Annotated in this window: 30 protein-coding genes; all 30 read left to right on the top strand. The window is 42.1% G+C overall.

Features of this window, described 5'->3' with window-relative positions:
• Position 1 precedes the first annotated feature (1 nt).
• The gene (locus HWX64_RS08365) at positions 2–586 is read left to right on the top strand and encodes a MotE family protein (RefSeq protein WP_175988989.1); all 585 of its coding nucleotides are present in this window, start codon (positions 2–4) and stop codon (positions 584–586) included.
• 30 nt (positions 587–616) lie between these two features.
• Positions 617–1,852, top strand: a complete 1,236-nt coding sequence (locus HWX64_RS08370) for a flagellar hook-length control protein FliK (RefSeq protein ID WP_175988991.1) — start codon at positions 617–619, stop codon at positions 1,850–1,852.
• Positions 1,853–1,860: 8 nt separating this feature from the next.
• Positions 1,861–2,493, top strand: a complete 633-nt coding sequence (flgD, locus tag HWX64_RS08375) for a flagellar hook assembly protein FlgD (RefSeq protein ID WP_175988993.1) — start codon at positions 1,861–1,863, stop codon at positions 2,491–2,493.
• Positions 2,494–2,507: 14 nt separating this feature from the next.
• A complete protein-coding gene (locus HWX64_RS08380) occupies positions 2,508–2,900 on the top strand; it encodes a TIGR02530 family flagellar biosynthesis protein (protein WP_175988995.1) in 393 nt (130 codons plus the stop codon).
• 71 nt (positions 2,901–2,971) lie between these two features.
• The gene (locus HWX64_RS08385) at positions 2,972–4,195 is read left to right on the top strand and encodes a flagellar hook protein FlgE (protein WP_175988997.1); all 1,224 of its coding nucleotides are present in this window, start codon (positions 2,972–2,974) and stop codon (positions 4,193–4,195) included.
• Positions 4,196–4,274: 79 nt separating this feature from the next.
• Entirely contained in the window at positions 4,275–4,490 is a 216-nt protein-coding gene (locus HWX64_RS08390) for a flagellar FlbD family protein (protein ID WP_175988999.1), read from the top strand.
• The gene (fliL, locus tag HWX64_RS08395; protein ID WP_175989001.1) at positions 4,487–4,912 is read left to right on the top strand and encodes a flagellar basal body-associated protein FliL; all 426 of its coding nucleotides are present in this window, start codon (positions 4,487–4,489) and stop codon (positions 4,910–4,912) included. The genes HWX64_RS08390 and fliL overlap by 4 nt, the downstream gene beginning before the upstream one ends.
• A gap of 33 nt (positions 4,913–4,945) precedes the next feature.
• Positions 4,946–5,941: a flagellar motor switch protein FliM gene (gene fliM, locus HWX64_RS08400; RefSeq protein WP_175989003.1), complete on the top strand. Its 996-nt coding sequence runs from the start codon at positions 4,946–4,948 to the stop codon at positions 5,939–5,941.
• Positions 5,931–7,136, top strand: coding sequence for a flagellar motor switch phosphatase FliY (fliY, locus tag HWX64_RS08405; protein WP_175989004.1), 1,206 nt, complete (start codon positions 5,931–5,933; stop codon positions 7,134–7,136). Before fliM ends, fliY begins: the two co-directional genes overlap by 11 nt.
• Before the next feature lie 52 nt (positions 7,137–7,188).
• On the top strand, positions 7,189–7,551 hold the full coding sequence (locus tag HWX64_RS08410) for a response regulator (protein WP_032088822.1): 363 nt from the start codon (positions 7,189–7,191) through the stop codon (positions 7,549–7,551).
• A gap of 24 nt (positions 7,552–7,575) precedes the next feature.
• Positions 7,576–8,229, top strand: coding sequence for a flagellar biosynthetic protein FliO (locus HWX64_RS08415; protein WP_175989005.1), 654 nt, complete (start codon positions 7,576–7,578; stop codon positions 8,227–8,229).
• The gene (fliP, locus tag HWX64_RS08420; protein WP_175989007.1) at positions 8,222–8,887 is read left to right on the top strand and encodes a flagellar type III secretion system pore protein FliP; all 666 of its coding nucleotides are present in this window, start codon (positions 8,222–8,224) and stop codon (positions 8,885–8,887) included. Before HWX64_RS08415 ends, fliP begins: the two co-directional genes overlap by 8 nt.
• A gap of 12 nt (positions 8,888–8,899) precedes the next feature.
• On the top strand, positions 8,900–9,169 hold the full coding sequence (gene fliQ, locus HWX64_RS08425; RefSeq protein WP_175989009.1) for a flagellar biosynthesis protein FliQ: 270 nt from the start codon (positions 8,900–8,902) through the stop codon (positions 9,167–9,169).
• Between the two features lie 4 nt (positions 9,170–9,173).
• Entirely contained in the window at positions 9,174–9,950 is a 777-nt protein-coding gene (fliR, locus tag HWX64_RS08430; RefSeq protein ID WP_175989011.1) for a flagellar biosynthetic protein FliR, read from the top strand.
• A gap of 1 nt (position 9,951) precedes the next feature.
• A complete protein-coding gene (gene flhB, locus HWX64_RS08435) occupies positions 9,952–11,034 on the top strand; it encodes a flagellar biosynthesis protein FlhB (protein ID WP_175989013.1) in 1,083 nt (360 codons plus the stop codon).
• A 21-nt stretch (positions 11,035–11,055) separates the two neighbouring features.
• Complete coding sequence (flhA, locus tag HWX64_RS08440) at positions 11,056–13,092, top strand: flagellar biosynthesis protein FlhA (protein WP_175989015.1); 2,037 nt, start codon at positions 11,056–11,058, stop codon at positions 13,090–13,092.
• Positions 13,089–14,252, top strand: a complete 1,164-nt coding sequence (gene flhF / locus HWX64_RS08445) for a flagellar biosynthesis protein FlhF (RefSeq protein ID WP_175989017.1) — start codon at positions 13,089–13,091, stop codon at positions 14,250–14,252. The genes flhA and flhF overlap by 4 nt, the downstream gene beginning before the upstream one ends.
• Positions 14,233–15,099 carry a MinD/ParA family protein gene (locus HWX64_RS08450; RefSeq protein WP_175989018.1) on the top strand — a complete coding sequence of 289 codons (867 nt, stop codon included), beginning with the start codon at positions 14,233–14,235 and terminating at the stop codon, positions 15,097–15,099. Before flhF ends, HWX64_RS08450 begins: the two co-directional genes overlap by 20 nt.
• 1 nt (position 15,100) lies before the next feature.
• Positions 15,101–16,219: a chemotaxis response regulator protein-glutamate methylesterase gene (locus HWX64_RS08455; protein WP_175989021.1), complete on the top strand. Its 1,119-nt coding sequence runs from the start codon at positions 15,101–15,103 to the stop codon at positions 16,217–16,219.
• A gap of 15 nt (positions 16,220–16,234) precedes the next feature.
• Complete coding sequence (locus tag HWX64_RS08460; RefSeq protein ID WP_175989023.1) at positions 16,235–18,286, top strand: chemotaxis protein CheA; 2,052 nt, start codon at positions 16,235–16,237, stop codon at positions 18,284–18,286.
• A 13-nt stretch (positions 18,287–18,299) separates the two neighbouring features.
• Complete coding sequence (locus HWX64_RS08465; protein WP_175989025.1) at positions 18,300–18,746, top strand: chemotaxis protein CheW; 447 nt, start codon at positions 18,300–18,302, stop codon at positions 18,744–18,746.
• Between the two features lie 10 nt (positions 18,747–18,756).
• Positions 18,757–19,389: a chemotaxis protein CheC gene (locus HWX64_RS08470; RefSeq protein WP_175989028.1), complete on the top strand. Its 633-nt coding sequence runs from the start codon at positions 18,757–18,759 to the stop codon at positions 19,387–19,389.
• On the top strand, positions 19,386–19,883 hold the full coding sequence (locus HWX64_RS08475) for a chemotaxis protein CheD (protein ID WP_175989030.1): 498 nt from the start codon (positions 19,386–19,388) through the stop codon (positions 19,881–19,883). Before HWX64_RS08470 ends, HWX64_RS08475 begins: the two co-directional genes overlap by 4 nt.
• A 33-nt stretch (positions 19,884–19,916) precedes the next feature.
• Positions 19,917–20,675, top strand: coding sequence for a FliA/WhiG family RNA polymerase sigma factor (locus HWX64_RS08480; protein ID WP_175989032.1), 759 nt, complete (start codon positions 19,917–19,919; stop codon positions 20,673–20,675).
• Positions 20,676–20,699: 24 nt separating this feature from the next.
• A complete protein-coding gene (locus tag HWX64_RS08485; RefSeq protein ID WP_175989034.1) occupies positions 20,700–21,008 on the top strand; it encodes a hypothetical protein in 309 nt (102 codons plus the stop codon).
• Positions 21,009–21,047: 39 nt separating this feature from the next.
• Complete coding sequence (locus HWX64_RS08490; RefSeq protein WP_175989035.1) at positions 21,048–21,566, top strand: hypothetical protein; 519 nt, start codon at positions 21,048–21,050, stop codon at positions 21,564–21,566.
• A gap of 158 nt (positions 21,567–21,724) precedes the next feature.
• A complete protein-coding gene (gene rpsB / locus HWX64_RS08495) occupies positions 21,725–22,432 on the top strand; it encodes a 30S ribosomal protein S2 (protein ID WP_071617860.1) in 708 nt (235 codons plus the stop codon).
• 208 nt (positions 22,433–22,640) lie between these two features.
• A complete protein-coding gene (gene tsf, locus HWX64_RS08500; RefSeq protein ID WP_175989037.1) occupies positions 22,641–23,522 on the top strand; it encodes a translation elongation factor Ts in 882 nt (293 codons plus the stop codon).
• 91 nt (positions 23,523–23,613) lie between these two features.
• A complete protein-coding gene (gene pyrH / locus HWX64_RS08505) occupies positions 23,614–24,339 on the top strand; it encodes a UMP kinase (RefSeq protein WP_032088806.1) in 726 nt (241 codons plus the stop codon).
• On the top strand, positions 24,339–24,896 hold the full coding sequence (frr, locus tag HWX64_RS08510; protein ID WP_175989039.1) for a ribosome recycling factor: 558 nt from the start codon (positions 24,339–24,341) through the stop codon (positions 24,894–24,896). Before pyrH ends, frr begins: the two co-directional genes overlap by 1 nt.
• Positions 24,897–25,427 lie beyond the last annotated feature (531 nt).

Genomic DNA, 25,427 nt, shown 5'->3' on the forward strand with positions numbered 1-25,427 from the left:
AATGCCAAAAGTGATCGAAGAAGAGAAAGAAACCAAGTCAAATAGTCGCTTTCAATGGATTGTTTTTGTTGTCTTCATTCCTCTTTTATTTGCCATTACCATCGCTTTGGTTGTCATGACGGTGGCAGGAATAAATGTATTTGAAAAAGCACAGTCCGTCCCTTTCGTGTCTAAAATACTCCCATCTGAAAATGAGCAGGATCAAGAGCAGCTTAAGAGCCGGATCGTCTCATTGCAAGCATCCATTGAAGACAAAGAGGCGAAAATCTCCCAGCTTCAAAATGAGCTCGGCGGCCAAGAAAAGGAAAATGAGAAGCTCCATGCAACCATTGAACAGCAAAAGCTTGAGCTCGAAGAACTGAGACAGATTGGTGAAGAAAATAAGCGGGCGTTTAAAGAAGTGGTAAGTACATTTGAATCAATGTCTGCAAAAAGCGCGGCACCGGTACTATTGAAAATGGATGATCAAGAGGCTATAAAAATCCTATCCAGTATCAAACCCGATGATCTCGCTGACATTTTGGAGAAAATGCCGCCTGAAGATGCTGCAAGATATACGGGATTATTATCCACGGATGAAAGCTAGATAATGAAAGGCTTTAGAGGAGGTGAAATAGTGGATATAGGGGGACTAAAAACCGCTCAGCATAAAGGGACAGTCATACAGGGGCTGAATTCGGTTAAATACAGGCCTGTGAATGAATCAAGTAAAGGTTTTTCCCGTCATTTGCTTGGAAGTTTAAACGGCACAAGCACCCAGGGTACTTTGATAGATAATGAAGTTGCCACAGATCTATCTGCGATAAGTCGATTGCTGGGTGCAGAAGATTTGGAAGGAATGGACCTTTCTGATGGACAATTAATGGCCTTGGAACAGATCGGTGAATTGGATCTTGAAATGATTGCGGATATTTTAGAAATCGATCTATCTGAAATCAACAAGCTGCATTCTGACCTTCAGGATCTGATCTCTTCTCTTTCAGAGGAAGAGATTGACGAGGAGATCTCCATGGAAACTCTGGCTTCAGTTTTACACCTTGTTCAGTTGTCTTTTAGTAATGAATCGAAACAGTCCAAGAGCCTTCACGGCCTGGACCAACTCGTAAAGCTGTCTAAAGTAATTGAATTACTTGCAAATCAAAAAGAACTTTCTATCCCCGAAGCTCAAAAAGCCATGGAAGTGAAGGATCTGCTGAAACATCTTCAGCAAAAAATGGATGTTGCCATGTCTGGTTTTACGAGCCGGACCAAAACATGGAATGAAGTCATGCAGGCTGCCTATAACCGTCACCTCCCAACAGAGATATCGAGGGAAGGGGTAGTAACGGAACAAAACAGGAACGGGCAGGCAGTATCAGGAAACAACATTCATATTTCACTTCCCAGAACGGAACAATTTACTATGACTTTGTCACAGGCAAATGGCCAGATGCGGTATGAACAATTTGTAAAGGAGTTACAGACCATATTAAGCAGGTCGCAAATGCAGACCCAGCCGAATATGAGTAAGCTGTTGATTAAATTGTATCCGGAACAATTGGGTTCATTGCGTATCGAGCTGCTTCAGCAAAATGGGATCATGACAGCAAAGATCCTGGCTACGACAGCAACTGCGAAAGAGTTGCTCGATTCGCAGCTTCAAGGATTAAAGCAGGCATTTACTTCTCAAAATTTACAGGTTGAGAAGATTGAAATCTCACAGGCACTCACAGATCCTGAAAGACAATCCAAAGGTCAATCTCAGCAGCAGCCCAATGGGCAGTCAAAACAAAGCCATCAGGATACCTCTAAAAATGATGAGGAACATGATTCGGCATCTTTTAAAGAATATCTCGTAAACAGCGAAGTATAGGTGATGATATGACAAAAATAGATCCAAAATTACTTTATTCAACCTTGCAGACAAAGAAGCGTGAAGGCGGGAATGATATTTTAGGAAAAGACGATTTCCTGAAAATCCTGATGACCCAGCTTCAAAATCAGGACCCGATGAATCCCATGCAGGATAAAGATTTTATTGCTCAAATGGCTACATTTTCATCATTGGAGCAGATGACGAATCTCACTAAGACAATGGAAAAGTTTGTAGAGAATCAAAATCAATCCCAATTGATTGCTTACAATCAATTCGTCGGCAAACAGGTGACATGGCATAAGGTCACTGAGTCGGATTCCGATGAAGCACCGGAAATTGAAGAAGGACAAGGGATTGTCAAAGGAGTCCGTTTTAAAGCGGATAACGTTGAATTTGTCATGGAAGATGGCACCATCCTCACACCGGGCAATATCTCACAAGTGAATGATGGAAAAGCTTCTGAAGTATCCCTGGTCAATGCATCGATGTTAATAGGGAAAAAAGTGACTTGGGAAGGGGAAGAAGGGGAAATCAGCGGGATTGTGCAGTCTGTGTCAACAAAGGATTCACGAATCTGGATCCATACCGATGCAGGTGATAAAGTCCTGAGCGATAGTCTATTAAAAATCGAATCTTAACAAGGAGTGGTGGTATGGATAAAGCCTTCTTGCACCGCGTTCCATCGCAGCCTCTTACACCAGCGTTCAAGTCGAAGGCAGTTGGTTCCATTACTGAGAAGGGCCCCTCATTTGCAGCCGAATTAAATAAGGCCGTAAACCGCTCGACTGAAATGCAGATCAGTAAACACGCAAAGGTACGGATGGAACAGAGAGGAATATCGATTTCCCCCCAGACTTGGGAAGAAATAGGGGAAAAAGTAAAAGAAGCAAAATCCAAAGGAGTTCATGAGTCACTCGTTCTTCTGAAAGACGCTGCATTAATCGTCAGTGCACGAAATCAGACAGTCATAACGGCGCTGGACAGGCAGGAAGCTAACTCGCAGATTTTCACAAATATTAACGGCACGATATTAATAGATTCATAGGCTGGACCTATAAAGGAAGCCTAAAAGCTGTGGAATGACAGAAACAGCTAATCACGAAAGGGGAAAAATTCATGCTACGTTCAATGTATTCAGGTATCAGCGGAATGAAGAACTTTCAAACAAAACTAGACGTCATTGGGAATAATATTGCGAATGTCAATACTTATGGGTATAAGAAAGGCCGTGTAACGTTTCAGGACCTTATGAACCAGACAGTTTCAGGAGCAAGCCGCGCAACTGAAAACCGCGGCGGTCAAAATGCGATGCAAGTAGGATTAGGTTCCACCTTAGCCTCGATTGACAGTATCCAGACCCAAGGAAGTCTTCAAACTACAGGAAGATCACTGGATGTCGCGGTCTCAGGCGACGGGTTCTTCATGGTCAGACAAGGTAATAATGAACTCTATACAAGAGCAGGAAACTTTTATCTGGATTCAAACGGAAGTCTTGTCACTGGCGGGGGAGCACTTGTGCAGGGTTATCCGGTTGATGCAGATGGTATTGTCAATCGATCAGGAGTAACGGATATCAAAATAGATACCGATACCACAATGGCACCGCAAGCGACAACCAAGGCAGCATACAACGGGAATTTAAAAGCTACTGCGGAAGCAGGTACCGAAGTAAACATTGAAACAAAAGTCAAGGACTCTCAAGGAAATGATATTAGCTTAAATATCACCCTCACGAAAGGTACAGGCAATAACTCCTGGACGGCCGCTATATCCAGTTTGACCGGGGGGGTGACTGTAGCCGGGGGCGGAAGCTTAGCGTTTAATTTTGATGCAGATGGTAAATTGACCACTGCTATGCCACATGTATTGAATCTGACTAACACGAATGGGGCTAACGACTTGGAGATTGAAATGGACTTCACTAACATCACCCAATTCGACAGCTCTTCATCCGCTAATACAGATACTGTTAACGGGAACTCTGAAGGGTATTTAGAGAGCTTCAATATCGGTTCTTCTGGGGAAGTGAACGGGGTGTTTTCAAATGGTGAAGTGAGAGTTTTAAGCCAGCTTGCGTTGGCTACATTCTCTAATCCCGGAGGACTGACGAAGGCAGGTAATAATTTATTCCAGGCTTCCAATAACTCCGGGCTTCCTAATATGGGATTAGCCGGAGAAGGAAGAGGCTCCCTTCAATCAGGGTCGCTCGAAATGTCCAATGTCGACCTGTCTGAAGAATTTACCGAAATGATCACAGCACAGCGCGGATTCCAGGCAAACACCAGAATCATCACTACCTCGGATGAAATCTTACAGGAACTGGTTAATTTGAAGCGATAACACGTTATTAAGGGAGGTAGGGGGCTGACTCATACATGAAGCTGTTTCCGATATGGGGTGTGGGTCAGTTCTACATAATATGATTACGTTAACTAGATTGAACGGTAAATCCTTTAGCTTAAATGCTTTTTACATAGAAACCGTTGAGGCATTTCCGGATACGACGATCCAATTAACCAACGGGCGAAGATACGTAGTGAAAGAATCGGTTGATGAAGTGATTGTGCAGTCTCTTGATTTTTATCGTAAAGTTAACCTTCTTGATCCTGCATTCAAAGGGGGCGGTACAGATTGAAAAACAAATTCTTGACTATCATGATGATTTTGCTGGTAACAATCACTCTTGCAGGAGTGATAGCCTTAGTGGTCATTATAAAATTCTCAGATGAGGAAGAAGCTAAGGAGCCTTCCATAGAGGAGGTCATTGAAGCCTCTGTCGATATACCGGAAATCACAACCAATCTATCAAGCAATGATTATATACGTATATCTTTCAAAATCCAAACAGACAGCAAGAAAGCTAAAGAGGAGTTAGAGAAAAGGGATTTCCAAGTGAACAACATCATCATAGAAGAACTTTCCGAAATGAAAGCAGAAGACCTGCAGGGGAAAAAGGGCAAAGAATTGATCGAAGGCAAGGTCAAGGAAAAGGTGGATGCCCTGATGCAAGAAGGCATGATAAAAAAAGTGTACATCACCTCTATGATGATTCAATGATGATCGCAAAATGCAAGGGCTGGGGGTGAAGAAATGGCAGATGTTTTATCGCAAAGTGAAATCGATGCCTTGTTATCGGCATTGAACACAGGTGAGATGAGTGCGGATGATTTTAAAAAAGAAGAAGAAGAGAGAAAAGTAAAAGTATATGATTTTAAGCGGGCCTTACGATTTTCTAAAGATCAAATTCGAAGCTTGACCCGCATACATGAGAATTTTGCAAGGATCCTGACGACGTATTTTTCAGCTCAGCTTCGTACATATGTTCAAATAAATGTTGCGTCTGCTGACCAGATACCATATGAAGAGTTTATCCGTTCCGTACCAAAGATGACGATTCTTAATGTATACGAACTTCCTCCATTGGATGGAAGGATCCTTATGGAAATCAACCCTAACATCGCATATTCGATGATGGACCGAGTCATGGGAGGTAAAGGTGTCAGTGTAAATAAGGTGGATAATCTGACAGAGATTGAAACCACTATCATGTCCCAATTGTTTGAGCGGGCTTTTGAAAACTTAAGCGAAGCATGGAGCACTGTAGTAGATGTTGATCCGGTATTTGCAGAGTTTGAAGTCAATCCACAATTCCTTCAGATGGTTTCCCCCAATGAAACAGTCGTAGTCATTTCATTAAATACGACGATAGGGGAAACAAGTGGAATGATCAATATCTGTATTCCGCATGTTGTGTTGGAGCCGATACTTCCTAAGTTATCTGGAAGCTACTGGATGGAAACGAAGAAAAAAGATATCAAGCCTGAAGAAGCGGCAAACTTGGAGAAAAGAATAAAGAAAGCTTACGTACCAGTGGTCGCAGAGCTTGGAACCTCCGAAATTTCAATCGAAGATTTCCTGATGCTCGATAGAGGAGATGTCATACAATTGAATGCCAGAATCGATGACCCGCTAACCATTAAAGTCGGCGAGATTCCAAAATTCACTGCCCAGCCTGGCAAATCCAATAACAGACTGGCCATTCAAATTTTAGAATCATTGAAAGGGGGAGACGACGATGATGAGTGATGATATGTTATCACAGGATGAAATCGATGCGCTTCTCAGAGGCTCTGCAGAACCTGAGGATCAGGATGCAGGCGAGATGAACATAGAAGATTATATCAGTTCCATAGAACAAGATGCTTTAGGCGAGGTCGGAAATATCTCCTTTGGGAGTTCTGCAACAGCTTTATCAACTTTACTTAATCAAAAAGTTGAAATTACAACCCCTAAAGTGTCCATTGTGAATAAGAATTCCTTAGAGGAGGAATTCCCTCATCCATACGTTGCAATAGAGGTTCAATATACGGAAGGCTTTTCGGGTGCAAACCTGTTAGTGATCAAACAATCGGATGCTTCGATCATAGCTGATTTGATGCTGGGTGGAGACGGGATGAATCCTTCCGGGGAGCTCGGGGAAATCCAGCTCAGTGCAGTTCAGGAAGCAATGAATCAAATGATGGGATCGGCGGCTACCTCGATGTCGACGGTATTCAGTAAAAAGGTTGATATATCACCTCCATCTGTGGATCTGATGTATATCCCTCACGGAGAAGGTCAGGAGAACATCCCGGATCAGGATTTGCTGGTTAAAGTGTCCTTTTCACTTAAAATCGGAAATCTCATCGATTCAAATATCATGCAGCTGCTTCCATTGAGTTTTGCCAAAAGTCTTGTGGATGAGTTGATGAATGGAGGAAGTGAAGAAATAGTAGAAGATACTAATCTTTCTCCTGAGCCAGAGGTCCATCATGAATCATCTGCTGAGCCTCAAGGGAACCATGGTCGTAATGATATGTCCAAGGAATTCGCTGGTGTTGGTGCTGCATCACCGCAGTCCGGCCAGCAGCAAACTGCGCCGCAGCACTTCGGAGGGCAAGGGTATTCCGGCCAGCAGTCTGTTCATGTGCAGCCTGCGACATTTTCAAATTTTGAACCAGCAGGGTTGGGGCAGCAGGAAACAAAAAATCTGGATATGCTTCTCGATATACCTTTACAGGTAACGGTTGAGCTTGGTAGAACGAATCGTTCAGTGAAGGATATTTTAGAAATGTCTTCCGGCTCTATCATTGAGCTCGATAAGTTAGCCGGGGAACCTGTTGATATTTTAGTGAACAGCCGCTTGATAGCAAAAGGGGAAGTTGTGGTAATTGATGAAAATTTCGGTGTTCGTATCACCGATATCGTCAGTCCGAGTGATCGGTTGAACAAACTTAGATAATCAATGAAAAAAGAGCCTGGATAAATAATTTGAAAGATGGAGGATGAGGGCGATGGCGAATAAAATTTTGATAGTAGATGACGCTGCATTTATGCGAATGATGATTAAAGATATCTTGACAAAGAACGGATTTGAAGTTGTAGGTGAGGCTGCTGATGGAGCACAGGCTGTAGAAAAGTACAAAGAGGTACAGCCTGACTTGGTGACAATGGATATCACGATGCCTGAAAAAGACGGTATCGCAGCTCTGAAGGATATTAAAGCAATGGATCCCGGTGCAAAAATCATCATGTGTTCGGCAATGGGCCAGCAGGCAATGGTAATCGATGCGATTCAAGCAGGGGCTAAGGACTTCATCGTCAAGCCATTCCAGGCGGACCGGGTAATTGAGGCGATCCAAAAGGCTTTAAGTTAACAGTTTTTTAAGAAGGTGTATTGATTGAAGAAGCTTCAACTAGTTGTGAGTTTAGTATTTATCTTATTAATGGCAAGTGCTGGAGGGACAACGGCACTTGCCGGCATGAAGTCTGTTGATGATTGGTACGAGAAGCCTGAAGGGGAGATTGAGGAAAACCAAAATGCTCCGGCTTCCAAAGAAGGTCCTGAAGAGGTTCAAACCCCGACTGTCACTTTTTTTGATTATGTGAAAATGATCTTAGCCTTGATTTTTGTCGTAGCCCTTATTTACTTTTTACTGAAATTTATCAATCAAAAAGGGAGATCATTTCAGCAAACGAAAATGATTCATCATTTAGGGGGGGCGCCTTTGGGAGGCAACCGCTCTGTGCAGATTGTGAAAGTGGGCAATCAGGTGCTGGTATTAGGAGTGGGTGAAGACATTCAGCTGTTGAAAGAGGTTCAGGACCAAAAAGAGAAAGAAGAGATTCTGGCTTTTTATAATAGTGGGAATGAACAGTTGAAAGATCCAAAAACAGTGGTTTCAAATCTGCTGATGAAAGTAAAGGGCAGTTCATCCGATACTGCACCGAGCTCTTTCCAATCCCATCTCAAAACACAGCTGGAGGAAATGAGCAAGGGAAGAAAAAGGATGCTTAATGATTTAAAGAATAAGGAGAGCCATTCAGATGAATGAATTTATGGAATTTTTTAATGGCAGCTCAGCGGATTCTGTCTCCACCAGTGTAAAGCTGTTACTATTATTTACGGTTCTTTCCCTGGCTCCGAGTATACTCATCCTTATGACCTCTTTTACACGGATCATGATTGTCCTTTCCTTTGTAAGGACTTCACTGGCAACACAGCAAATGCCGCCTAACCAGGTTTTGATTGGCCTTTCCTTGTTCCTGACCTTTTTTATTATGGCACCGACATTCCAGCAGGTTAACGATCAGGCGTTGACACCGCTCTTCAATGAAGAAATCAACCTTGAAGAAGCGTATGAGAATGCCGCTGTCCCTTTTAAAGAATTTATGAGCAAACATACAAGGCAGAAAGATCTGGAGCTTTTCTTAAATTACTCAGGTGCCGAAAGACCGGAATCGATTGCTGATATCCCGATGACATCACTTGTACCGGCTTTTGCTTTGAGTGAGATCAAAACTGCTTTTCAAATCGGATTCATGATTTTCATCCCGTTTCTGGTCATTGATATGGTCGTGGCAAGTGTTCTAATGTCTATGGGGATGATGATGCTTCCGCCGGTTATGATATCATTACCATTCAAAATTTTGCTCTTTGTATTGGTGGATGGCTGGTACTTAGTCGTTAAATCTCTATTAGAAAGTTTTTAAGTAGGTGAGTTTATGAATGCCGAGTCAGTTATAGCATTGGCCGAACGAGGGATTTATGTAACCTTGATCGTTTCAGGCCCATTATTGGTACTTGCACTTGTTGTGGGGTTGATCGTAAGTATTTTTCAGGCAACCACACAGATCCAGGAACAAACGCTTGCGTTTATTCCAAAGATTGTCGCTGTATTAATCGGAATTGTGTTTTTCGGTCCATGGATGCTGACGAAAATCGTCACCTATTCCTCTCAGATCTTTTCGGACTTAACAAGGTTTGTAGGTTAATAGAATGGCAGAGCTTGTACCTGTATTATCGGTATTCTTACTGGTTTTTGTTAGGGTTTCTGCATTTTTTGTCACTATGCCATTATTTTCATACCGGAATATACCCGCTCAGCACCGTATTGCCTTCTCACTGGTGCTTTCATGGGTGATGTATTATACGGTTGAATCAAAGGCATTTGAAATCAACGGGCAATACTTTCTGCTTGTGATGAAGGAAGCGATGGTCGGGCTTTTAATTGGTTTTGTTGCTTATATGATCATTTCTGCGATTCAAATAGCAGGAGGGTTTATCGACTTTCAGATGGGCTTTGCGATCGCGAATGTCATTGATCCCCAGACCGGGGCTCAGAGCCCATTGATGGGTCAGTATTTGTATACTTTTGCACTCTTATTACTATTAGCATTGAATGGCCACCATTTAATTCTTGACGGCATTTTTTACAGCTATCAGCTCATACCGATCGACAGCCCGTGGATACCTTTCGGTGATGAAGTGTTGATTGACTATATAGTCAAGGCATTTAATTCCATGTTCATTATCGCTTTTCAAATGTCCATTCCGGTTGTAGCCACTCTCTTCCTGGTGGATGTCGCCTTGGGGATCGTTGCAAGGACCGTGCCTCAGCTTAATGTATTTGTAGTGGGTTTCCCCATAAAAATAGCGGTGTCATTTATTGTTCTTTTTATTGTGATGGGTGTTAGTTTTAAGGTCATACAGGAGTTATTTGAAATGATGTTCGTGACCATGAGGGACTTAATGAAGTTAATTGGAGGCTCGTAAGGTGCAGTGGTTATCATTAGATTTACAGTTTTTCAGTGGTGAAAAGACAGAAAAGGCCACACCTAAAAAAAGGGAAGATGCCAAAAAGAAAGGGCAGACGGCAAAAAGTCAGGATGTAAACACAGCAATCATCCTTCTGGCCGTTTTCTTATTTTTAACCTTTGGTGCCTCATACATCGGAAATATCGTATTTGATTTATTTCGTCATTCCTTTCAGGAGTATATGCTGATGGAGGTAACGGAAAATACTGTTCAGGTCATCACATTGGATCTTATGAAAGAACTGGCTCTGCTGCTCGGGCCGATCATGCTGGTTGCACTGGTTGCAGGGGTTGTTTCCAACTACATTCAGGTGGGTGTCATGTTCACTACAAAACCACTTGAGCCGAAATTGGAAAAAATAGATCCAATAAAAGGATTTAAGCGCATTTTTTCGATGAGAGCCATAGTGGAACTATTAAAGTCTATCCTGAAAATCTCTTTCATCGGTGCTATCACCTTTGTCATTCTTTGGACCAATATTGAAGAAGTGCTGAGCTTATCTTTTAAGTCGCCGGGAGATTCTTTAGCCGTGATGGCAAAATTGGCCGTGCAAATGGGCATAGCCGCTTCATTGGCATTGTTATTTCTATCGGTCTTTGATTACCTCTATCAAAAATTCGATTTCGAAAAGAATATCCGTATGTCTAAACAGGATTTGAAGGATGAGCATAAAAACATCGAAGGTGACCCTTTGATCAAATCAAAAATTAAACAAAGGCAGCGGGAAATGGCCATGCGCCGCATGATGCAGGAAGTTCCGCAGGCAGATGTGGTGATCACGAACCCCACACACTTTGCCATTGCCCTTAAATATGATGAAACCAAAAGAGACGCTCCCTATGTTGTTGCGAAGGGAGTGGACTACTTGGCGCAAAAGATAAAATATATCGCCAAAGAAAATGATGTGGTGATGGTGGAAAACCGTCCATTAGCACGGTCCTTATACGATTCAGCCGAAATTGGTGATACAGTACCGGAAGAATTTTTTAAAGCGGTAGCTGAAATCCTGGCCTATGTGTACCGGATCAAAAACAAACTGTAAGAATGTTAGGAGAGTAATAGTATGTCAGCAAGAGATTTATCCGTATTAGCCAGTGTCATATTGATTGTAGCCATGCTGATCATCCCATTTCCATCGTGGATGTTGAGTGTGCTGATTATCATTAATATTTCACTTGCTCTTTTAGTGCTCCTAACCTCCATGAATATGAATGAGCCTCTTCAATTTTCTATATTTCCTTCATTATTACTGCTGTTGACACTTTTTCGCTTAGGTCTAAATGTTTCCACAACGAGATCGATTCTCAGTAAAGGAGAAGCAGGGGGCGTTGTGGAAACATTTGGAACATTTGTGGTCGGCGGAAATGTTTTAGTGGGGCTAGTCGTCTTTGTGATCCTGATCGTCATCCAGTTCATAGTTATTACGAAAGGATCTGAACGTGTATCGGAAGTAGCAGCAAGGTTCACCCTCGATGCCATGCCGGGTAAGCAAATGAGCATCGATGCCGATTTGAATGCGGGTATGATCTCGGAGCATGATGCCAGACACCGAAGAGACAAAATCAGCAGGGAAGCAGACTTCTATGGTGCTATGGATGGGGCTTCGAAATTCGTAAAAGGTGATGCGATCGCAGGTATTGTGATTGTCATGATCAACCTGATCTTCGGCATCATCATCGGGATGACCCAGCAGGGACTTCCTATCGGTGAGGCAGCGACTCGCTATTCCCTTCTTACGGTAGGAGATGGAATCGTCAGTCAGATACCAGCATTATTGATTTCCACTGCCACGGGTATCGTGGTGACAAGGGCAGCTTCGGAAGGCAATCTCGGACAGGATATTATGAAGCAGCTCTTGGCGTACCCATTTATGCTGTATGTTGCTGCATTTACTATTTTCATGCTTGGAGTCGCAACACCAATCGACGATATTTTAACCATTCCCATTGCTGCAGCAATGGCATTTGGGGGATACATGCTTTCTCGCACCCCTGCTGAAAGTGAAACGGAAATGGCTGCCATGGAAGAAGAGGTAGAAACGGATGAAATGAAGAGTCCGGAAAGTGTGGTCAATCTTCTTAATGTCGACCCGATAGAGTTTGAATTTGGCTACGGATTAATCCCCCTGGCTGATACAAATCAGGGTGGAGATTTGCTTGACCGGATTGTCATGATCAGAAGACAATTGGCAATCGAGCTGGGACTGGTGATTCCCGTGGTAAGGATTAGGGATAATATACAGCTTCAGCCCAATGAGTACCGTTTGAAGATCAAAGGAAATGAAATGGCCCGCGGAGAATTATTGCTCGACCATTATTTAGCGATGAGCCCCGGAGTTGAGGATGATTCAATTGAAGGGATCGATACCATTGAACCATCGTTCGGACTGCCGGCAAAATGGATTTCTGAGGAAATGAAAGAACAGGCGGAAATATTCGGCTATACAGTTGTAGATCCCCCATCTGTCGTTTCCACGCATATTACTGAAGTGATCAAGACAAATGCCCATGAACTTCTTGGAAGACAGGAGACAAAACAATTAATCGATCATCTTCAGGAGTCTTATCCTATATTGGTAGAAGAGGTCACTCCAAATCCATTGTCTGTGGGGGAAGTTCAGAAAGTGCTTGCTAAGCTGTTGAAAGAGAACGTGTCGATTCGCAATCTTCCGATCATTTTTGAAACACTTGCCGACTTTTCAAAAATGAGTTCGGACACTGATCTACTTGCAGAGTACGCAAGACAGGCACTTGCACGACAAATCACGAATCAATTCGTTCAGGAAAACGGGTCTCTTAAAGTCGTCACCATGTCCGGAAAGGCAGAAAAACTGATTGCTGACTCCATCCAGCAGACTGAGCACGGAAATTATCTATCAATGGATCCCAATGATTCACAGAGGGTTCTCGAATCCATCGCTTCTCAGGTCGAACATTTATCCTTAATGGAAGAATCACCGATTATTCTTTGTTCACCTGCTGTAAGGATGTACGTAAGACAATTAACAGAAAGGTATTTCCCGCAAGTGCCGATCCTGTCATATAACGAATTAGAAGCAAATGTAGAAGTCCAAAGTGTAGGGGTGGTGAATGTGGAATGAAGGTAATAAAATACGTGGCACCAACGATGAATGAAGCCATGAAAAAAGTAAGGAACGATCTGGGGGAAGACGCGGTCATTTTAAATTCAAAAGTAACCCATTCAGGCGGGGTTTTGGGTTTGTTTAAGAAAAAAATGGTTGAGGTCATTGCAGCTGTCGATCCCGGTATCGAAAACGAAAAAGCGGAAATGAAAAGGATGCGCTCACAATCAGTTTTACCGAAACCGCTCCCTAAAGAAGATTTCAGAGAGAAACAGGCGATCGGGGAAGGATCTGTCCACCAAGAGTTGAGAGAATTAAAACAAATGATCGCTTCTTTTAAATCAAACAATCAATATGAAAGATATGATTCATCCATCCGTGAAATATTGATGCATTTACAGATGCAGGGGGTTAATGAATCTTTGTTATTACAAGCAGGTGATTACCTGGAAGATAAATTGAAGGCAGTAGAAGGAAATCCCCAAGTGTTGAGAGACTCATTGCTTTCGGACGCTAAACATTTCTTGAAGAACACAGTAAGTGATATCCCGATGAGCGGGTTAAGTTATAAGAAAAAATATATCAATGTGATCGGGCCTACAGGGGTAGGGAAAACGACGACTCTTGCGAAAATGGCTGCTGAAGCAGTGATTGATAAGAGAATGAAAATAGGGTTTATCACCACGGATACCTATAGAATAGCGGCCATCGAACAACTAAAAACTTATGCCGGCCTGCTAAATGTCCCGGTGGATGTAGTATATAAGCTGGATGACTACAAAAAAGCCATTGAAAAATTCAGAGATTTCGATCACGTATTCATTGATACGGCAGGAAGGAATTTCAGGGAAAAGAAGTATGTAGAGGACCTTGAAACGGTCATTGACTTCAAACGTGATATGGAAACGTTTCTTGTATTATCCCTTACCAGTAAAGAAAGCGATATGAAAGAAATCATTAAGCAGTTTTCTTCCATTGATATAGACCGCTTTATTTTCACCAAGCTCGATGAAACGTCAAGCTATGGATCGATGGTGAACATCATCACTGAATCAAAGACAGGTATTGCCTATATAACAACAGGACAGGATGTTCCGGAAGATATAACTGAAGTAAACGCCGATGAAATCGGAGAGCTTCTTCTGAAAGGGTTCAATTATGAAAGATCAAGCCTATAATTTAAGACAAAAAATGCTTATCAATTCATCCACTCCTGCTAAAACGATAGGTATTGTAAGCGGAAAAGGGGGAGTGGGGAAGTCAAACATATCCACCAACCTTTCAATTCTGTTGGGAGAGGCAGATAAGAAGGTTCTATTATTTGATATGGATATAGGCATGGGGAATATACACATTCTAATGGGCAGTCATCACAAGTATTCGATCATGGATTACATTGAGGAAAAAGAACTAGAAGTCCATGATGTGATATGTGAAAATGTTCATGGAATATCCTATATTAGCGGAGGGAATGGACTTAAAAGTATAGTAGAGTGGAAGGAAGAGCAGAAAGAACGTTTTTTTGAAGCGATGGGCCAACTGGTCCTAAAGTACGACTATATCCTATTTGATATGGGAGCAGGCGTCACCAAAGAAACATTGAACTTTCTATTGACGATGGAAGAAATATTGGTTGTGACGACCCCCGAGCCGACTTCAATTACGGATGCATATTCCATGATGAAATATATTCACTTGAGGGATACGGAGAAAGAATTTTACCTTGTCTGTAATCGGGCAGAGAACAATCAGGAAGGTATGTTGACCATTTCAAGGCTGCAGGAAACGGTCAGGAAGTTTTTGAATAAAGAGATTGTCTCATTGGGAATCCTGCCGGAAGACCCGGCTGTCAGAAAAGCGGTCAGCCAGCAGACCCCCCTGATTAAAAGTTTTCCACGTGCCCCTATCTCTATCAGCTTACGTTCACTTGCAGACAAATTCCTTTCGGAAGCTGACAAAATGATCATTCAAAACGAGAAACCATCGTTCTTGAAAAATATTAAGAATTTATTTTTCAGGAGGTAAGATGATGAAGAAAAAAGTACTGGTTGTAGATGATTCTGCATTTATGAGAAAACTGATCAGTGATTTTCTATCCATTTCAGAACAAATGGAAGTGGTGGGGACTGCCCGTAATGGAGAAGATGCGATAACAAAAATAAAAAAACTTTCACCAGATGTCATCACATTGGACGTCGAAATGCCCAAGATGAATGGTATTGAAGCATTGAAGAAAATAATGAAAGAATGCCCGGTTCCAGTCGTCATGCTTTCCTCCACCACCAAAGCAGGAGCGGAGGAGACATTCAAAGCGATACAGCTTGGTGCGGTTGATTTCATTGCAAAGCCATCAGGTACAATCTCGCTCGACTTACATGAAATACAAGGTGAAATCGTGCAAAAGGTATTATCAGCCAGTAAAGTATCCATCACTAAACTACTGAACAACCGGTCTTTAACTACTTTTCACCAAGACAAAACAATCATTCGTAATAAAATGGGAACGTTGATGGGGAAAGAAGAGTTCACGGCAAAAGGAAGTCCTGCTTTCCCTTTTCATGATCAGAAGAAAGCGGCTATCATTCTGATAGGGACCTCTACGGGAGGACCAAGGGCATTGCAGCAGGTGTTGACTGACTTACCTTCAACTCTGGATGCACCGGTGCTTATCGTCCAGCATATGCCTCCAGGTTTTACTAAGTCCTTGGCTGACCGCCTGGACTCGCTTTCAAGTATCAGGGTAAAAGAGGCAGAGCATGGGGAGCATCTTCAAAAAGGTACTGCTTATATCGCACCCGGCGGATTTCATATGAAAGTAATACAATCAGAAACTAAAATGAAAATCGAACTGAATAAAGAAGAACCTCCCCGTAATGGACACCGTCCGGCCGTTGATGTTCTTTTTGAATCAGCGGGAATAATCGATGGCTGTAATAAAATTGCGGTCATTATGACCGGAATGGGTTCGGACGGTACACAAGGGTTAAAAAAGCTGATGGGGTCCGGCGGTGTAAAGACGATCGCAGAGTCCCATGAAACGTGCATCGTTTACGGGATGCCGAAGTCAGTAATAGCGGCAGATCTTGCAGATGAAGTTGTGAATGTCGAAGAAATTGCTCAATCAATAATGAAGTACATGGTGTAGAGAGGTGTGAAGCACATGGAAATGAGTCAATATTTAGAAGTCTTCATAGAAGAAAGTAAAGAAAACTTGCAAACCTGCAACGAACAATTGCTTGAACTTGAAAAAAGTCCGCAGAATCTATCAATCGTAAACGAAATATTTCGTGCAGCTCATACATTAAAAGGTATGTCTGCAACGATGGGGTACGAAGATCTCGCCAACCTTACCCATAAGATGGAGAATGTCCTTGATGGAATCAGAAATGAAAAGATTCATGTTACTCCTGAAATTCTTGATGTTGTATTTAAATCTGTGGATGACCTTGAGGAAATGGTCCTTTCCATTTCAAATGGAGGCGACGGTAGAAGGGATATAACAGAAGTCACAGCCATGCTCCAGGCAATCGAAAATGGGGATGAAATATCTTCTTCAAAAGCAATGGCACAAAAAGAAACAGCGTCTGCGAAGGTTGAAGAAAAGCCTTCAATAGAGTATGAAGCTTACGAACAGACCGTAATTGAACAATCTTATGAAATGGGAATGCATTGTTATGAACTTGCTGTGTCGCTTAGAGAAGATTGCCTTCTGAAGGCAGCAAGAGTATTTATGGTCTTTGAAGTACTTGAGAAAATCGGGGAAGTAATTAAATCAAGACCTACTGTAGATAAACTCGAAGAAGAACAATTCGATCAAACATTTACCGTAACAATCGTAACGAATGAAAACTCACTTGACCTCAAAAAGAAAATAATGAAAGTATCAGAAGTTGAAAAAGTAGAAGTAATTGAAATAACACCTGGAATTCTGCAAAGCCATGGTAACGTACATACAAAAGAAGAACAAAAGCAGGAACAACAGACAGAAAATGCATCTGTAAAAGAAGCGGAACCTGTGAAAGATTCGGATTCTCCAAAAGAATCCCCAAAATCAACTTCCTCAAATAAAACGATCCGAGTGAATATAGAACGTCTCGATATATTGATGAATCTATTCGAAGAGCTTGTTATTGACCGGGGAAGGCTGGAACAGATATCAAAAGATCTTGATAACCCTGAATTAAATGAAACAGTTGAGAGAATGACCCGCATTTCAGGTGATTTACAAAATATTATTTTGAATATGCGGATGGTACCGGTAGAAACAGTCTTTAATCGTTTTCCACGAATGGTGCGTCAGCTGGCCAGAGATTTAAACAAAAAGATCAATATTGACATTGTAGGAGCGGAAACGGAACTGGATCGCACGGTCATCGACGAGATTGGCGACCCATTGGTCCACTTGATCCGTAATGCGATCGACCACGGTATTGAAAAACCGGAAATCCGCTTGAAAAATGGTAAAGTCGAAGAAGGAACAGTCAAGTTAAAGGCTTACCATAGCGGAAATCATGTGTTCATTGAACTAGAGGATGACGGGGCTGGCATCAATACAGAGCGGGTCCTTGAGAAAGCGGTTCAAAAAGGGATTGTCAGTGAAGAAACTGCTCAGACACTGACTGACCGTCAAATTTATGAGTTGATCTTGGCTTCAGGTTTTTCTACGGCAGAACAAATTTCCGACATATCCGGAAGGGGAGTTGGATTGGATGTAGTGAAAGCAACGATAGAGTCGCTTGGTGGATCAATCACTATTGATTCCACTGAAGGGAAAGGCTCACTCTTTTCCATTCAGCTTCCATTAACTCTTTCTATCATCTCGGTGATGCTTGTGGAAATCGAGAAGGAAAAATACGCAATCCCATTATCATCAATTATTGAGACAGCCATTGTGAAAAAAGAAGATATCATGAATGCACATAATCAAAGAGTCATCGATTTCCGTGGAAGAGTGGTACCGATGGTATTTCTTGAGGATGTTTTCGAAGTTCCAAAAGAGAAAAAAGAAAATGAAGAATTCTATTCCACAGTAATCGTGCGAAAAGGGGAAAAGATGGCCGGACTTGTTGTTGATTCCTTTATCGGCCAGCAGGAAATCGTCTTAAAATCATTAGGGAATTATCTGACAGATGTATTTGCCATTTCCGGTGCCACCATTCTTGGTGACGGACAGGTAGCGTTGATCGTTGATTGTAACGCATTAATCAAATAAGGAGGTATAGGTAATGAGTGAGATGACAGCATTAACGGAGGATCTAAAGCTTATCGTGTTTCAATTAATGGATAAAGAATATGCCATTCCTGTCAATCAAGTGCGGTCGATTGAGAAACTGCAGTATATAACCAGAGTACCTAAAACTCCATCTTATGTGAAAGGTGTCGTCAATTTACGGGGAGTAGTGACTCCGATCATCGATTTAAGGTCCAAGTTCGGACTGACTCCTGTTGAAACTTCAGATAGTACAAGAGTCATCATTGCAGGACTCCAGGATAAAGAAGTCGGATTGATAGTGGATGCGGCCAATGATGTGCTGGATGTCTCGAAGGACGCCATTGAACCTCCACCTGAAGTAGTCGGGGTTGTGGAAGCTGAGTATGTAGGCGGGGTAGTGAAGAAAGACAGGAGATTGCTTATCTTACTTCATTTGGACCACATCCTTGAGACTTTGTAGGAGATAACTTATGGGATATGAACAAAAAATCAACTCTATGCATCTTGATATATTAAAAGAGATTGGTAATATCGGGGCTGGTCATGCAGCAACTGCCCTCTCGATTCTATTAGATAAACAAATAGATATGAAAGTTCCCAGCGTGAAGATCGTTTCCTTTGATCAAATAATGGAAATGGCAGGGGGAGCTGATAATGTAGTAGTCAGTGTCTTTTTGCGGATTGAAGGAGATGCGCCGGGCAGCATGTTTTTTATACTTCCCCTTGAACAAGCATCAGCGTACATTAAATCCATGACCCATGACGATAGCTTCTCTTTTCATGCTTCGCCTCCCTCTGACTTGGGGCTATCGGCCATGCAGGAATTAGGGAATATACTTTCAGGGTCTTACCTGTCATCTTTAGCGGATTTTACACAACTCAACTTATTGCCGTCTGTACCGTCTTTGTCGGTTGATATGGCCGGGGCCATCATCGGTTTCGGATTGATTGAAATTTCCCAGGTCAGTGATTATGCAATAGTAATCGATACTGCTATAAAAGAAGTAGCAGCAGGTTCAGGAAGTGTGAATGGACATTTTTTCCTTCTTCCTGATCCAGATTCACTGGATATCATCTTTCAATCCCTGGGTGTTCAAAAATGATCCAGCTGCAGTCTGTCGTTAAAGTCGGTATCGCTGATATGAATACGGTGAGAGGAAGCGGTTCAATTCGGACTTCGGGACTTGGCTCATGTGTTGGTGTCGTTTTATTTGACGATTACTTGAAAATAGCCGGCATGGTACATGTCATGCTTCCAAGTTCTGCGATTGCTAAGGAAACACCACTGAATGCAGCTAAATATGCAGATTCAGGTGTGGAAGAGTTGATACGCAGGTTGAGGGTAATGGGAGCGGCTTTGCCAAGGTTGAAATGTAAAATGGCCGGGGGAGCCCAAATGTTTCAAGTTTCTTCGAAGAGTGAATTGATGAGAATAGGTCCCCGAAATGTAGAAGCAGTAAGAGAAGCACTGTTGAAAAAAAATATTCCGCTCATTGGGGAGGATGTAGGAGGCAGCAAAGGAAGAACGATAGAATTTTTTGCTGCTGATAGTACGCTTCAGGTCCGTACCGTGAATGAGGGAACAAAAAGGTTATAACAACAACGGAATAAATGAAGGAGGAGGAGTCTTATGTCTCAGCAACCCGTTCGCACCGAAGAACAAACCTATTGGGATAAATGGATATCGAACCGTGACACTCAAGCGGGTGATCTGTTAGTGAAGAAATATATGCCCTTGGTGTCTTATCATGTTGCGCGAATTTCTGTCGGGCTGCCGAAAAATGTTTCGAGAGAAGATATCAAAAGTCTTGGGTTGATGGGATTACTCGACGCCCTTCAAAAATTTGATCCAACAAGAGATTTGAAATTTGATACGTATGCTTCATTTCGCGTAAGGGGTGCCATTCTTGACGGCTTAAGGAAAGAAGATTGGCTCCCAAGGTCCACCAGGGATAAAGCTAAAAGAATTGAAGCGAAAATGGTTGAACTTGAACAAAGACATCTTCGTCATGTTACAGCAGAGGAAGTAGCCGAAGAATTGGAGATGACTGCAGAGGATGTTTATCAAACTACTAATGAACATTTCTTTGCAAATGTACTTTCCATGGATGATCAGCTGACAGATGAGGACCATGACACTGGGACGTATTCCTTAAAGGATGAAAAGACGATCTCACCTGAGGAGGAAGTTTTGAAGGGTGAGAATTTGGTTGAATTGGAACAAACGATCAGGAAGCTTTCTGAAAAGGAACAGCTTGTGTTAAGTTTATTTTATAAAGAAGAGTTGACCCTTACAGAAATTGGGGAAATCATGAAGCTTTCCACATCCAGAATTTCACAAATACATTCTAAAGCCATTTTTAAATTGCGTAACCTGCTCAGTTCTTAAACTTTTCGGAATGAGGTATGTTATATGAGTTTAAAGGCGATTGAAATGCAAATCGCGCTTCCGAGGACATTTGATGCGGCAAAACAGACAGCGCAGCTTAATATACACAATCATGTGGCTCAGAGCGCGGCAGGAACTGAAATGGAAAAAGAACTGAACAAAAAAAGGCACACAGCAACTGGAATTGAACAAAAAGGGAATGCAGGCCTTCAGAAGGACCATGATCGGAACCACGAACAGGATGAACATAAAAAGCAGAGAGATTCAACTTCAGAAGAAAACAAGTTCAATCCCCACCCATATAAAGGGAAAAAAATTGACTGCTCAGGTTAACTACATAAGAACAGCATATTCCAAAGAACAGGTGATACTATGACCACGTTTTTATTCTTTGTATCGTTTCTGCTAAACATCGTATCCCTGCTTGCCATCATCATCCTTTATACAAGGCAGAACAGATTCATCGACCTTGAAAAACGGCAGGGGAAGATGCTTCAGGAGATGGAAGAGACGATTTCAACCTATCTTATAGAAATGAAAGAAGAAAATGAAGCCTTCATCAACAGCCTTCATCAAAGAAATGAAGAACCTTCATCCCATCCCGCACAGCCTGATTCCAGCCGTAAAGAGGAACCGTCCTCACTTGCCAATAAGCGCCTTCATGCAGCCAAAGCGTACAAGAAGCCGGCTGCTTCGGTTGAAAGGAACGAGGAGGATAGCGGTTGGTCCCCGCCTCTCCCTGATGACAGCAGGGAATTCGGGGGCGGATCATTGGTCACTCAAGTTATCACTCTCCAGCAAAAAGGGCTCTCTATTGAAGAAATTGCAAAAAGGCTTGGAAAAGGAAAAACAGAAATTGAACTTCTATTAAAATTTAATCAAAAATCATAAGAAGTTCTTGCTTGGGCAAAAGAGGTATGCTATAGTATTCATGGTGTGATTACACACGTTTCTCGATTGAGTGGATGGTGCTATTCAAGTAGGATAGTTTCTGCTGCAAGATGACAGAAACGGAGGAGAAAAATTAAAACCATTAGGAGGAAACACACATGTCAGTAATTTCTATGAAACAATTACTAGAAGCTGGTGTACATTTCGGACACCAAACTCGCCGTTGGAACCCAAAAATGAAGAGATACATCTTCACTGAGCGTAACGGTATCTACATCATTGACCTTCAAAAGACTGTTAAGAAGGTAGAAGAAGCTTATAACTTCGTGAAAGAATTAGCTGGTAACGGCGGTAAAGTTCTTTTCGTAGGGACTAAGAAGCAAGCACAAGAATCTGTTAAAGAAGAAGCAGAACGTGCAGGTATGTACTACATCAACCAACGCTGGTTGGGTGGAACACTTACTAACTTCGAAACAATCCAAAAGCGTATTTCACGTCTTAAGCAAATCGAAAAGATGGAAGAAGATGGAACATTCGAAGTACTTCCAAAGAAAGAAGTAGTTCAACTTAAGAAAGAACATGAACGCTTAGTTAAATTCCTAGGCGGAATTAAAGATATGAATACACTTCCAGATGCATTATTCATCATCGACCCTCGTAAAGAGCGTATTGCTGTAGCTGAAGCTCGTAAATTAAATATCCCTATCGTGGGTATTGTCGATACGAACTGTGATCCGGATGAAATCGATGTTGTCATTCCTGCGAATGACGATGCGATCCGTGCAGTTAAGCTTCTTACAGGTAAAATGGCAGATGCCATCTTAGAAGCTAAGCAAGGTGAAGAAGCAGCTGTAGCAGCTGAGTAATTTTAAGAAGGTGATAAGAGGGACTTACCCTTATCACCTTTTTTTAAAGAGTATGCCCAACTGATGTCCCTTTTTCAAGGGGTATCGTTCTATGACTAATCATCTCAAAAACTGCAGAATGAACATGCGTTATATCGTTTATACTGACTACTGACTGCTTAATGAAATGATTTTAGTCTACATAGTTAAACTAAGGAGGAAACCCACTATGGCAATTACTGCACAAATGGTTAAAGAACTTCGTGAAAAAACTGGCGCTGGAATGATGGACTGTAAAAAAGCGTTAACAGAAACTGACGGAGATATGGACAAAGCAATTGACTTCCTTCGTGAAAAAGGGATCGCGAAAGCAGCTAAAAAAGCTGACCGCATCGCTGCAGAAGGTACAACTTTCATTACAAGCGAAGGAAACACTGCAATTATCCTTGAAGTGAATGCAGAAACTGACTTCGTTGCGAAAAATGAAAACTTCCAAAACCTTGTTAAGGAACTTGCAGATCATTTACTAGCTACTAAACCAGCTTCTGTAGAAGAAGCTATGGATCAAAAAATGGCTAACGGTTCTTCTGTTACTGAATTCATCAACACAGCAATCGCTAAGATTGGTGAGAAAATCACTTTACGTCGTTTCGAAATCCGCACAAAAGACGATAACGCAGCATTTGGTGAGTACCTGCACATGGGCGGCCGCATCGGCGTTCTTACTGTGGTTGAAGGTACAACTGATGCAAGTGTAGCGAAAGACGTTGCTATGCACGCTGCAGCTTTAAACCCTAAGTATGTTTCACGCGACCAAGTTTCTGCTGAAGAAGTAGAACGTGAGCGTGAAGTCCTTAAACAACAAGCACTTAACGAAGGCAAACCTGAAAATATCGTTGAAAAAATGGTAGAAGGCCGCCTTGGGAAATATTTCGAAGATATCTGTATCCTTGATCAAACGTTCGTTAAGAACCCTGACCAAAAGGTACGTCAATACCTTGAGTCTAACAAAGCTACTTTAACTGACTTCATCCGTTACGAAGTAGGAGAAGGTCTTGAAAAGCGTCAAGACAACTTCGCTGAAGAAGTAATGAGCCAAGTTAAAAAGTAATCGGATCAAAGAAGTTAAACATTTCTTAGTAGGGAACACCTGGCGTGTTCCCTATTTTTCAAGAAAAATTCTACTACATATGGAGGTTCCCATGAGCGTTCCTAAATACAAACGTGTCGTTCTTAAACTGAGTGGAGAGGCTTTGGCTGGAAATGACGGCTTCGGAATTAACCCTTCAGTTATAAAAAACGTGGCAGAAGAAGTGAAAGAAATCGCCGAGCTTGGTGTGGAAGTAGCCGTTGTTGTTGGCGGAGGAAACATCTGGCGTGGTAAAATAGGTAGTGAAATGGGAATGGATCGTGCATCAGCAGACTACATGGGGATGCTTGCGACCGTCATGAATTCCCTTGCATTGCAGGACAGCCTGGAACAGATCGGGATTGAAACAAGAGTTCAGACTTCAATTGATATGCGCCAAGTTGCAGAACCTTATATCAGAAGAAGAGCGATTCGCCATTTAGAGAAAAAGCGTGTTGTCATCTTTGCGGCAGGTACAGGTAACCCATACTTCTCTACTGATACTACTGCAGCCCTGCGTGCGGCAGAAATTGAAGCCGAAGTGATCCTGATGGCGAAAAACAATGTCGACGGAGTTTATTCTGCGGATCCAAAGAAAGATGAGTCAGCAGTTAAGTATGAAGAATTGTCTTATCTGGATGTTCTTAAGGAAGGGCTGGCGGTAATGGATTCCACTGCCTCTTCATTATGTATGGACAACGATATTCCTCTTATTGTATTCTCAATAATGGAAGATGGAAATATCAAAAGAGCCATTACAGGCGAAAACATCGGTACAATAGTTAGGGGGAAAGCATAATGCCAAATACGATTATTGCAAATGCCAACGAAAGAATGAATAAAGCCATTCAAACTTTTTCTCGTGAATTGGCGAGTATCCGTGCGGGTAGAGCCAATGCATCTTTACTTGATAAGATCACGGTAGATTACTACGGTGCTCCGACTCCGGTCAATCAACTGGCTGGTATTTCAATTCCAGAAGCAAGAATGCTTGTTATTCAGCCTTATGACAAATCAGCTTTGGGTGATATCGAAAAAGCGATTCTAAAGTCAGACTTAGGAATTACGCCTACTAGTGACGGTAATATCCTTCGTATCGTTATCCCTGCATTGACAGAAGAACGCCGTAAAGATCTGGTTAAACTAGTGAAAAAAGAAGCGGAAGATGCAAAAGTCGCGATTCGAAACATCCGTCGTGATGCAAATGATGATTTAAAGAAGAAAGAGAAAAATGGCGACATCACCGAAGATGATCTTCGTGGATTCTCTGACGATGTTCAAAAAGCTACGGACGAGAGCATCGCAAAAATCGATAGTATCTCGAAGGATAAAGAGAAAGAAATTTTAGAAGTTTAATCCGACTATAAAAAATTTAAGGGGCTGGCCTATAAGTGAACTCATATTCCTTATGGGACAGCCCTTTTTTATTACATAACTTCTATTTCAATACATATAAAAAGCTGTCCGATTAACTGACGACAGAATTTGTAACTATTAAAATCTTGTTGTTGTATCTAAGCAGTACCAGCTGTTGATTGGAGTGCAAGACGAAGACTCCTGCGGGAGAAGTGGCCAATTAGAAAAGCGGAAGGGCTTTGCTCAGAGGTGGGTGGCATAAGCCGAATCGGCCTGGAAGGCGCTCTTTGCCTTCTTGGTCGGTTTGGCTTATGACATGTGCCTCTAAGCCCTGCAGCTGGACAAGTGAGACCCCACAGGACCGCAGCGACGAAGAGGCTCACGGGTCACCCGCGGAAATCGAAGTCTTGTACGGAAATCAACAGCGGAGTTTAAGAGAGATTTTAAAATATACTTAACAGTAAAATACTGGTATAGAAAAAGCATAAAGGATTTTGTTGAAGATATCTTCCTTGTTTTTTGATATGATAG

The sequence above is a fragment of the Bacillus sp. Marseille-Q1617 genome (assembly GCF_903645295.1).
GTDB lineage: Bacteria > Bacillota > Bacilli > Bacillales > Bacillaceae_B > Rossellomorea.

Excerpts from the sequence above, each read along its gene's own strand:
- fliQ (WP_175989009.1), top strand. The coding sequence starts at position 8,900 with ATGAATGCCGAGTCAGTTATAGCATTGGCCGAACGAGGGATTTATGTA.
- HWX64_RS08480 (WP_175989032.1), top strand. The coding sequence starts at position 19,917 with ATGTCTCAGCAACCCGTTCGCACCGAAGAACAAACCTATTGGGATAAA.
- rpsB (WP_071617860.1), top strand. The coding sequence starts at position 21,725 with ATGTCAGTAATTTCTATGAAACAATTACTAGAAGCTGGTGTACATTTC.
- HWX64_RS08465 (WP_175989025.1), top strand. The coding sequence starts at position 18,300 with ATGAGTGAGATGACAGCATTAACGGAGGATCTAAAGCTTATCGTGTTT.
- fliR (WP_175989011.1), top strand. The coding sequence starts at position 9,174 with ATGGCAGAGCTTGTACCTGTATTATCGGTATTCTTACTGGTTTTTGTT.
- HWX64_RS08490 (WP_175989035.1), top strand. The coding sequence starts at position 21,048 with ATGACCACGTTTTTATTCTTTGTATCGTTTCTGCTAAACATCGTATCC.
- HWX64_RS08460 (WP_175989023.1), top strand. The coding sequence starts at position 16,235 with ATGGAAATGAGTCAATATTTAGAAGTCTTCATAGAAGAAAGTAAAGAA.
- HWX64_RS08385 (WP_175988997.1), top strand. The coding sequence starts at position 2,972 with ATGCTACGTTCAATGTATTCAGGTATCAGCGGAATGAAGAACTTTCAA.
- HWX64_RS08475 (WP_175989030.1), top strand. The coding sequence starts at position 19,386 with ATGATCCAGCTGCAGTCTGTCGTTAAAGTCGGTATCGCTGATATGAAT.
- fliP (WP_175989007.1), top strand. The coding sequence starts at position 8,222 with ATGAATGAATTTATGGAATTTTTTAATGGCAGCTCAGCGGATTCTGTC.
- HWX64_RS08450 (WP_175989018.1), top strand. The coding sequence starts at position 14,233 with ATGAAAGATCAAGCCTATAATTTAAGACAAAAAATGCTTATCAATTCA.
- HWX64_RS08390 (WP_175988999.1), top strand. The coding sequence starts at position 4,275 with ATGATTACGTTAACTAGATTGAACGGTAAATCCTTTAGCTTAAATGCT.
- frr (WP_175989039.1), top strand. The coding sequence starts at position 24,339 with ATGCCAAATACGATTATTGCAAATGCCAACGAAAGAATGAATAAAGCC.
- flgD (WP_175988993.1), top strand. The coding sequence starts at position 1,861 with ATGACAAAAATAGATCCAAAATTACTTTATTCAACCTTGCAGACAAAG.
- tsf (WP_175989037.1), top strand. The coding sequence starts at position 22,641 with ATGGCAATTACTGCACAAATGGTTAAAGAACTTCGTGAAAAAACTGGC.
- pyrH (WP_032088806.1), top strand. The coding sequence starts at position 23,614 with ATGAGCGTTCCTAAATACAAACGTGTCGTTCTTAAACTGAGTGGAGAG.
- HWX64_RS08485 (WP_175989034.1), top strand. The coding sequence starts at position 20,700 with ATGAGTTTAAAGGCGATTGAAATGCAAATCGCGCTTCCGAGGACATTT.
- flhF (WP_175989017.1), top strand. The coding sequence starts at position 13,089 with ATGAAGGTAATAAAATACGTGGCACCAACGATGAATGAAGCCATGAAA.
- fliM (WP_175989003.1), top strand. The coding sequence starts at position 4,946 with ATGGCAGATGTTTTATCGCAAAGTGAAATCGATGCCTTGTTATCGGCA.
- HWX64_RS08470 (WP_175989028.1), top strand. The coding sequence starts at position 18,757 with ATGGGATATGAACAAAAAATCAACTCTATGCATCTTGATATATTAAAA.
- HWX64_RS08455 (WP_175989021.1), top strand. The coding sequence starts at position 15,101 with ATGATGAAGAAAAAAGTACTGGTTGTAGATGATTCTGCATTTATGAGA.
- HWX64_RS08365 (WP_175988989.1), top strand. The coding sequence starts at position 2 with ATGCCAAAAGTGATCGAAGAAGAGAAAGAAACCAAGTCAAATAGTCGC.
- HWX64_RS08380 (WP_175988995.1), top strand. The coding sequence starts at position 2,508 with ATGGATAAAGCCTTCTTGCACCGCGTTCCATCGCAGCCTCTTACACCA.
- HWX64_RS08410 (WP_032088822.1), top strand. The coding sequence starts at position 7,189 with ATGGCGAATAAAATTTTGATAGTAGATGACGCTGCATTTATGCGAATG.
- flhA (WP_175989015.1), top strand. The coding sequence starts at position 11,056 with ATGTCAGCAAGAGATTTATCCGTATTAGCCAGTGTCATATTGATTGTA.
- fliY (WP_175989004.1), top strand. The coding sequence starts at position 5,931 with ATGATGAGTGATGATATGTTATCACAGGATGAAATCGATGCGCTTCTC.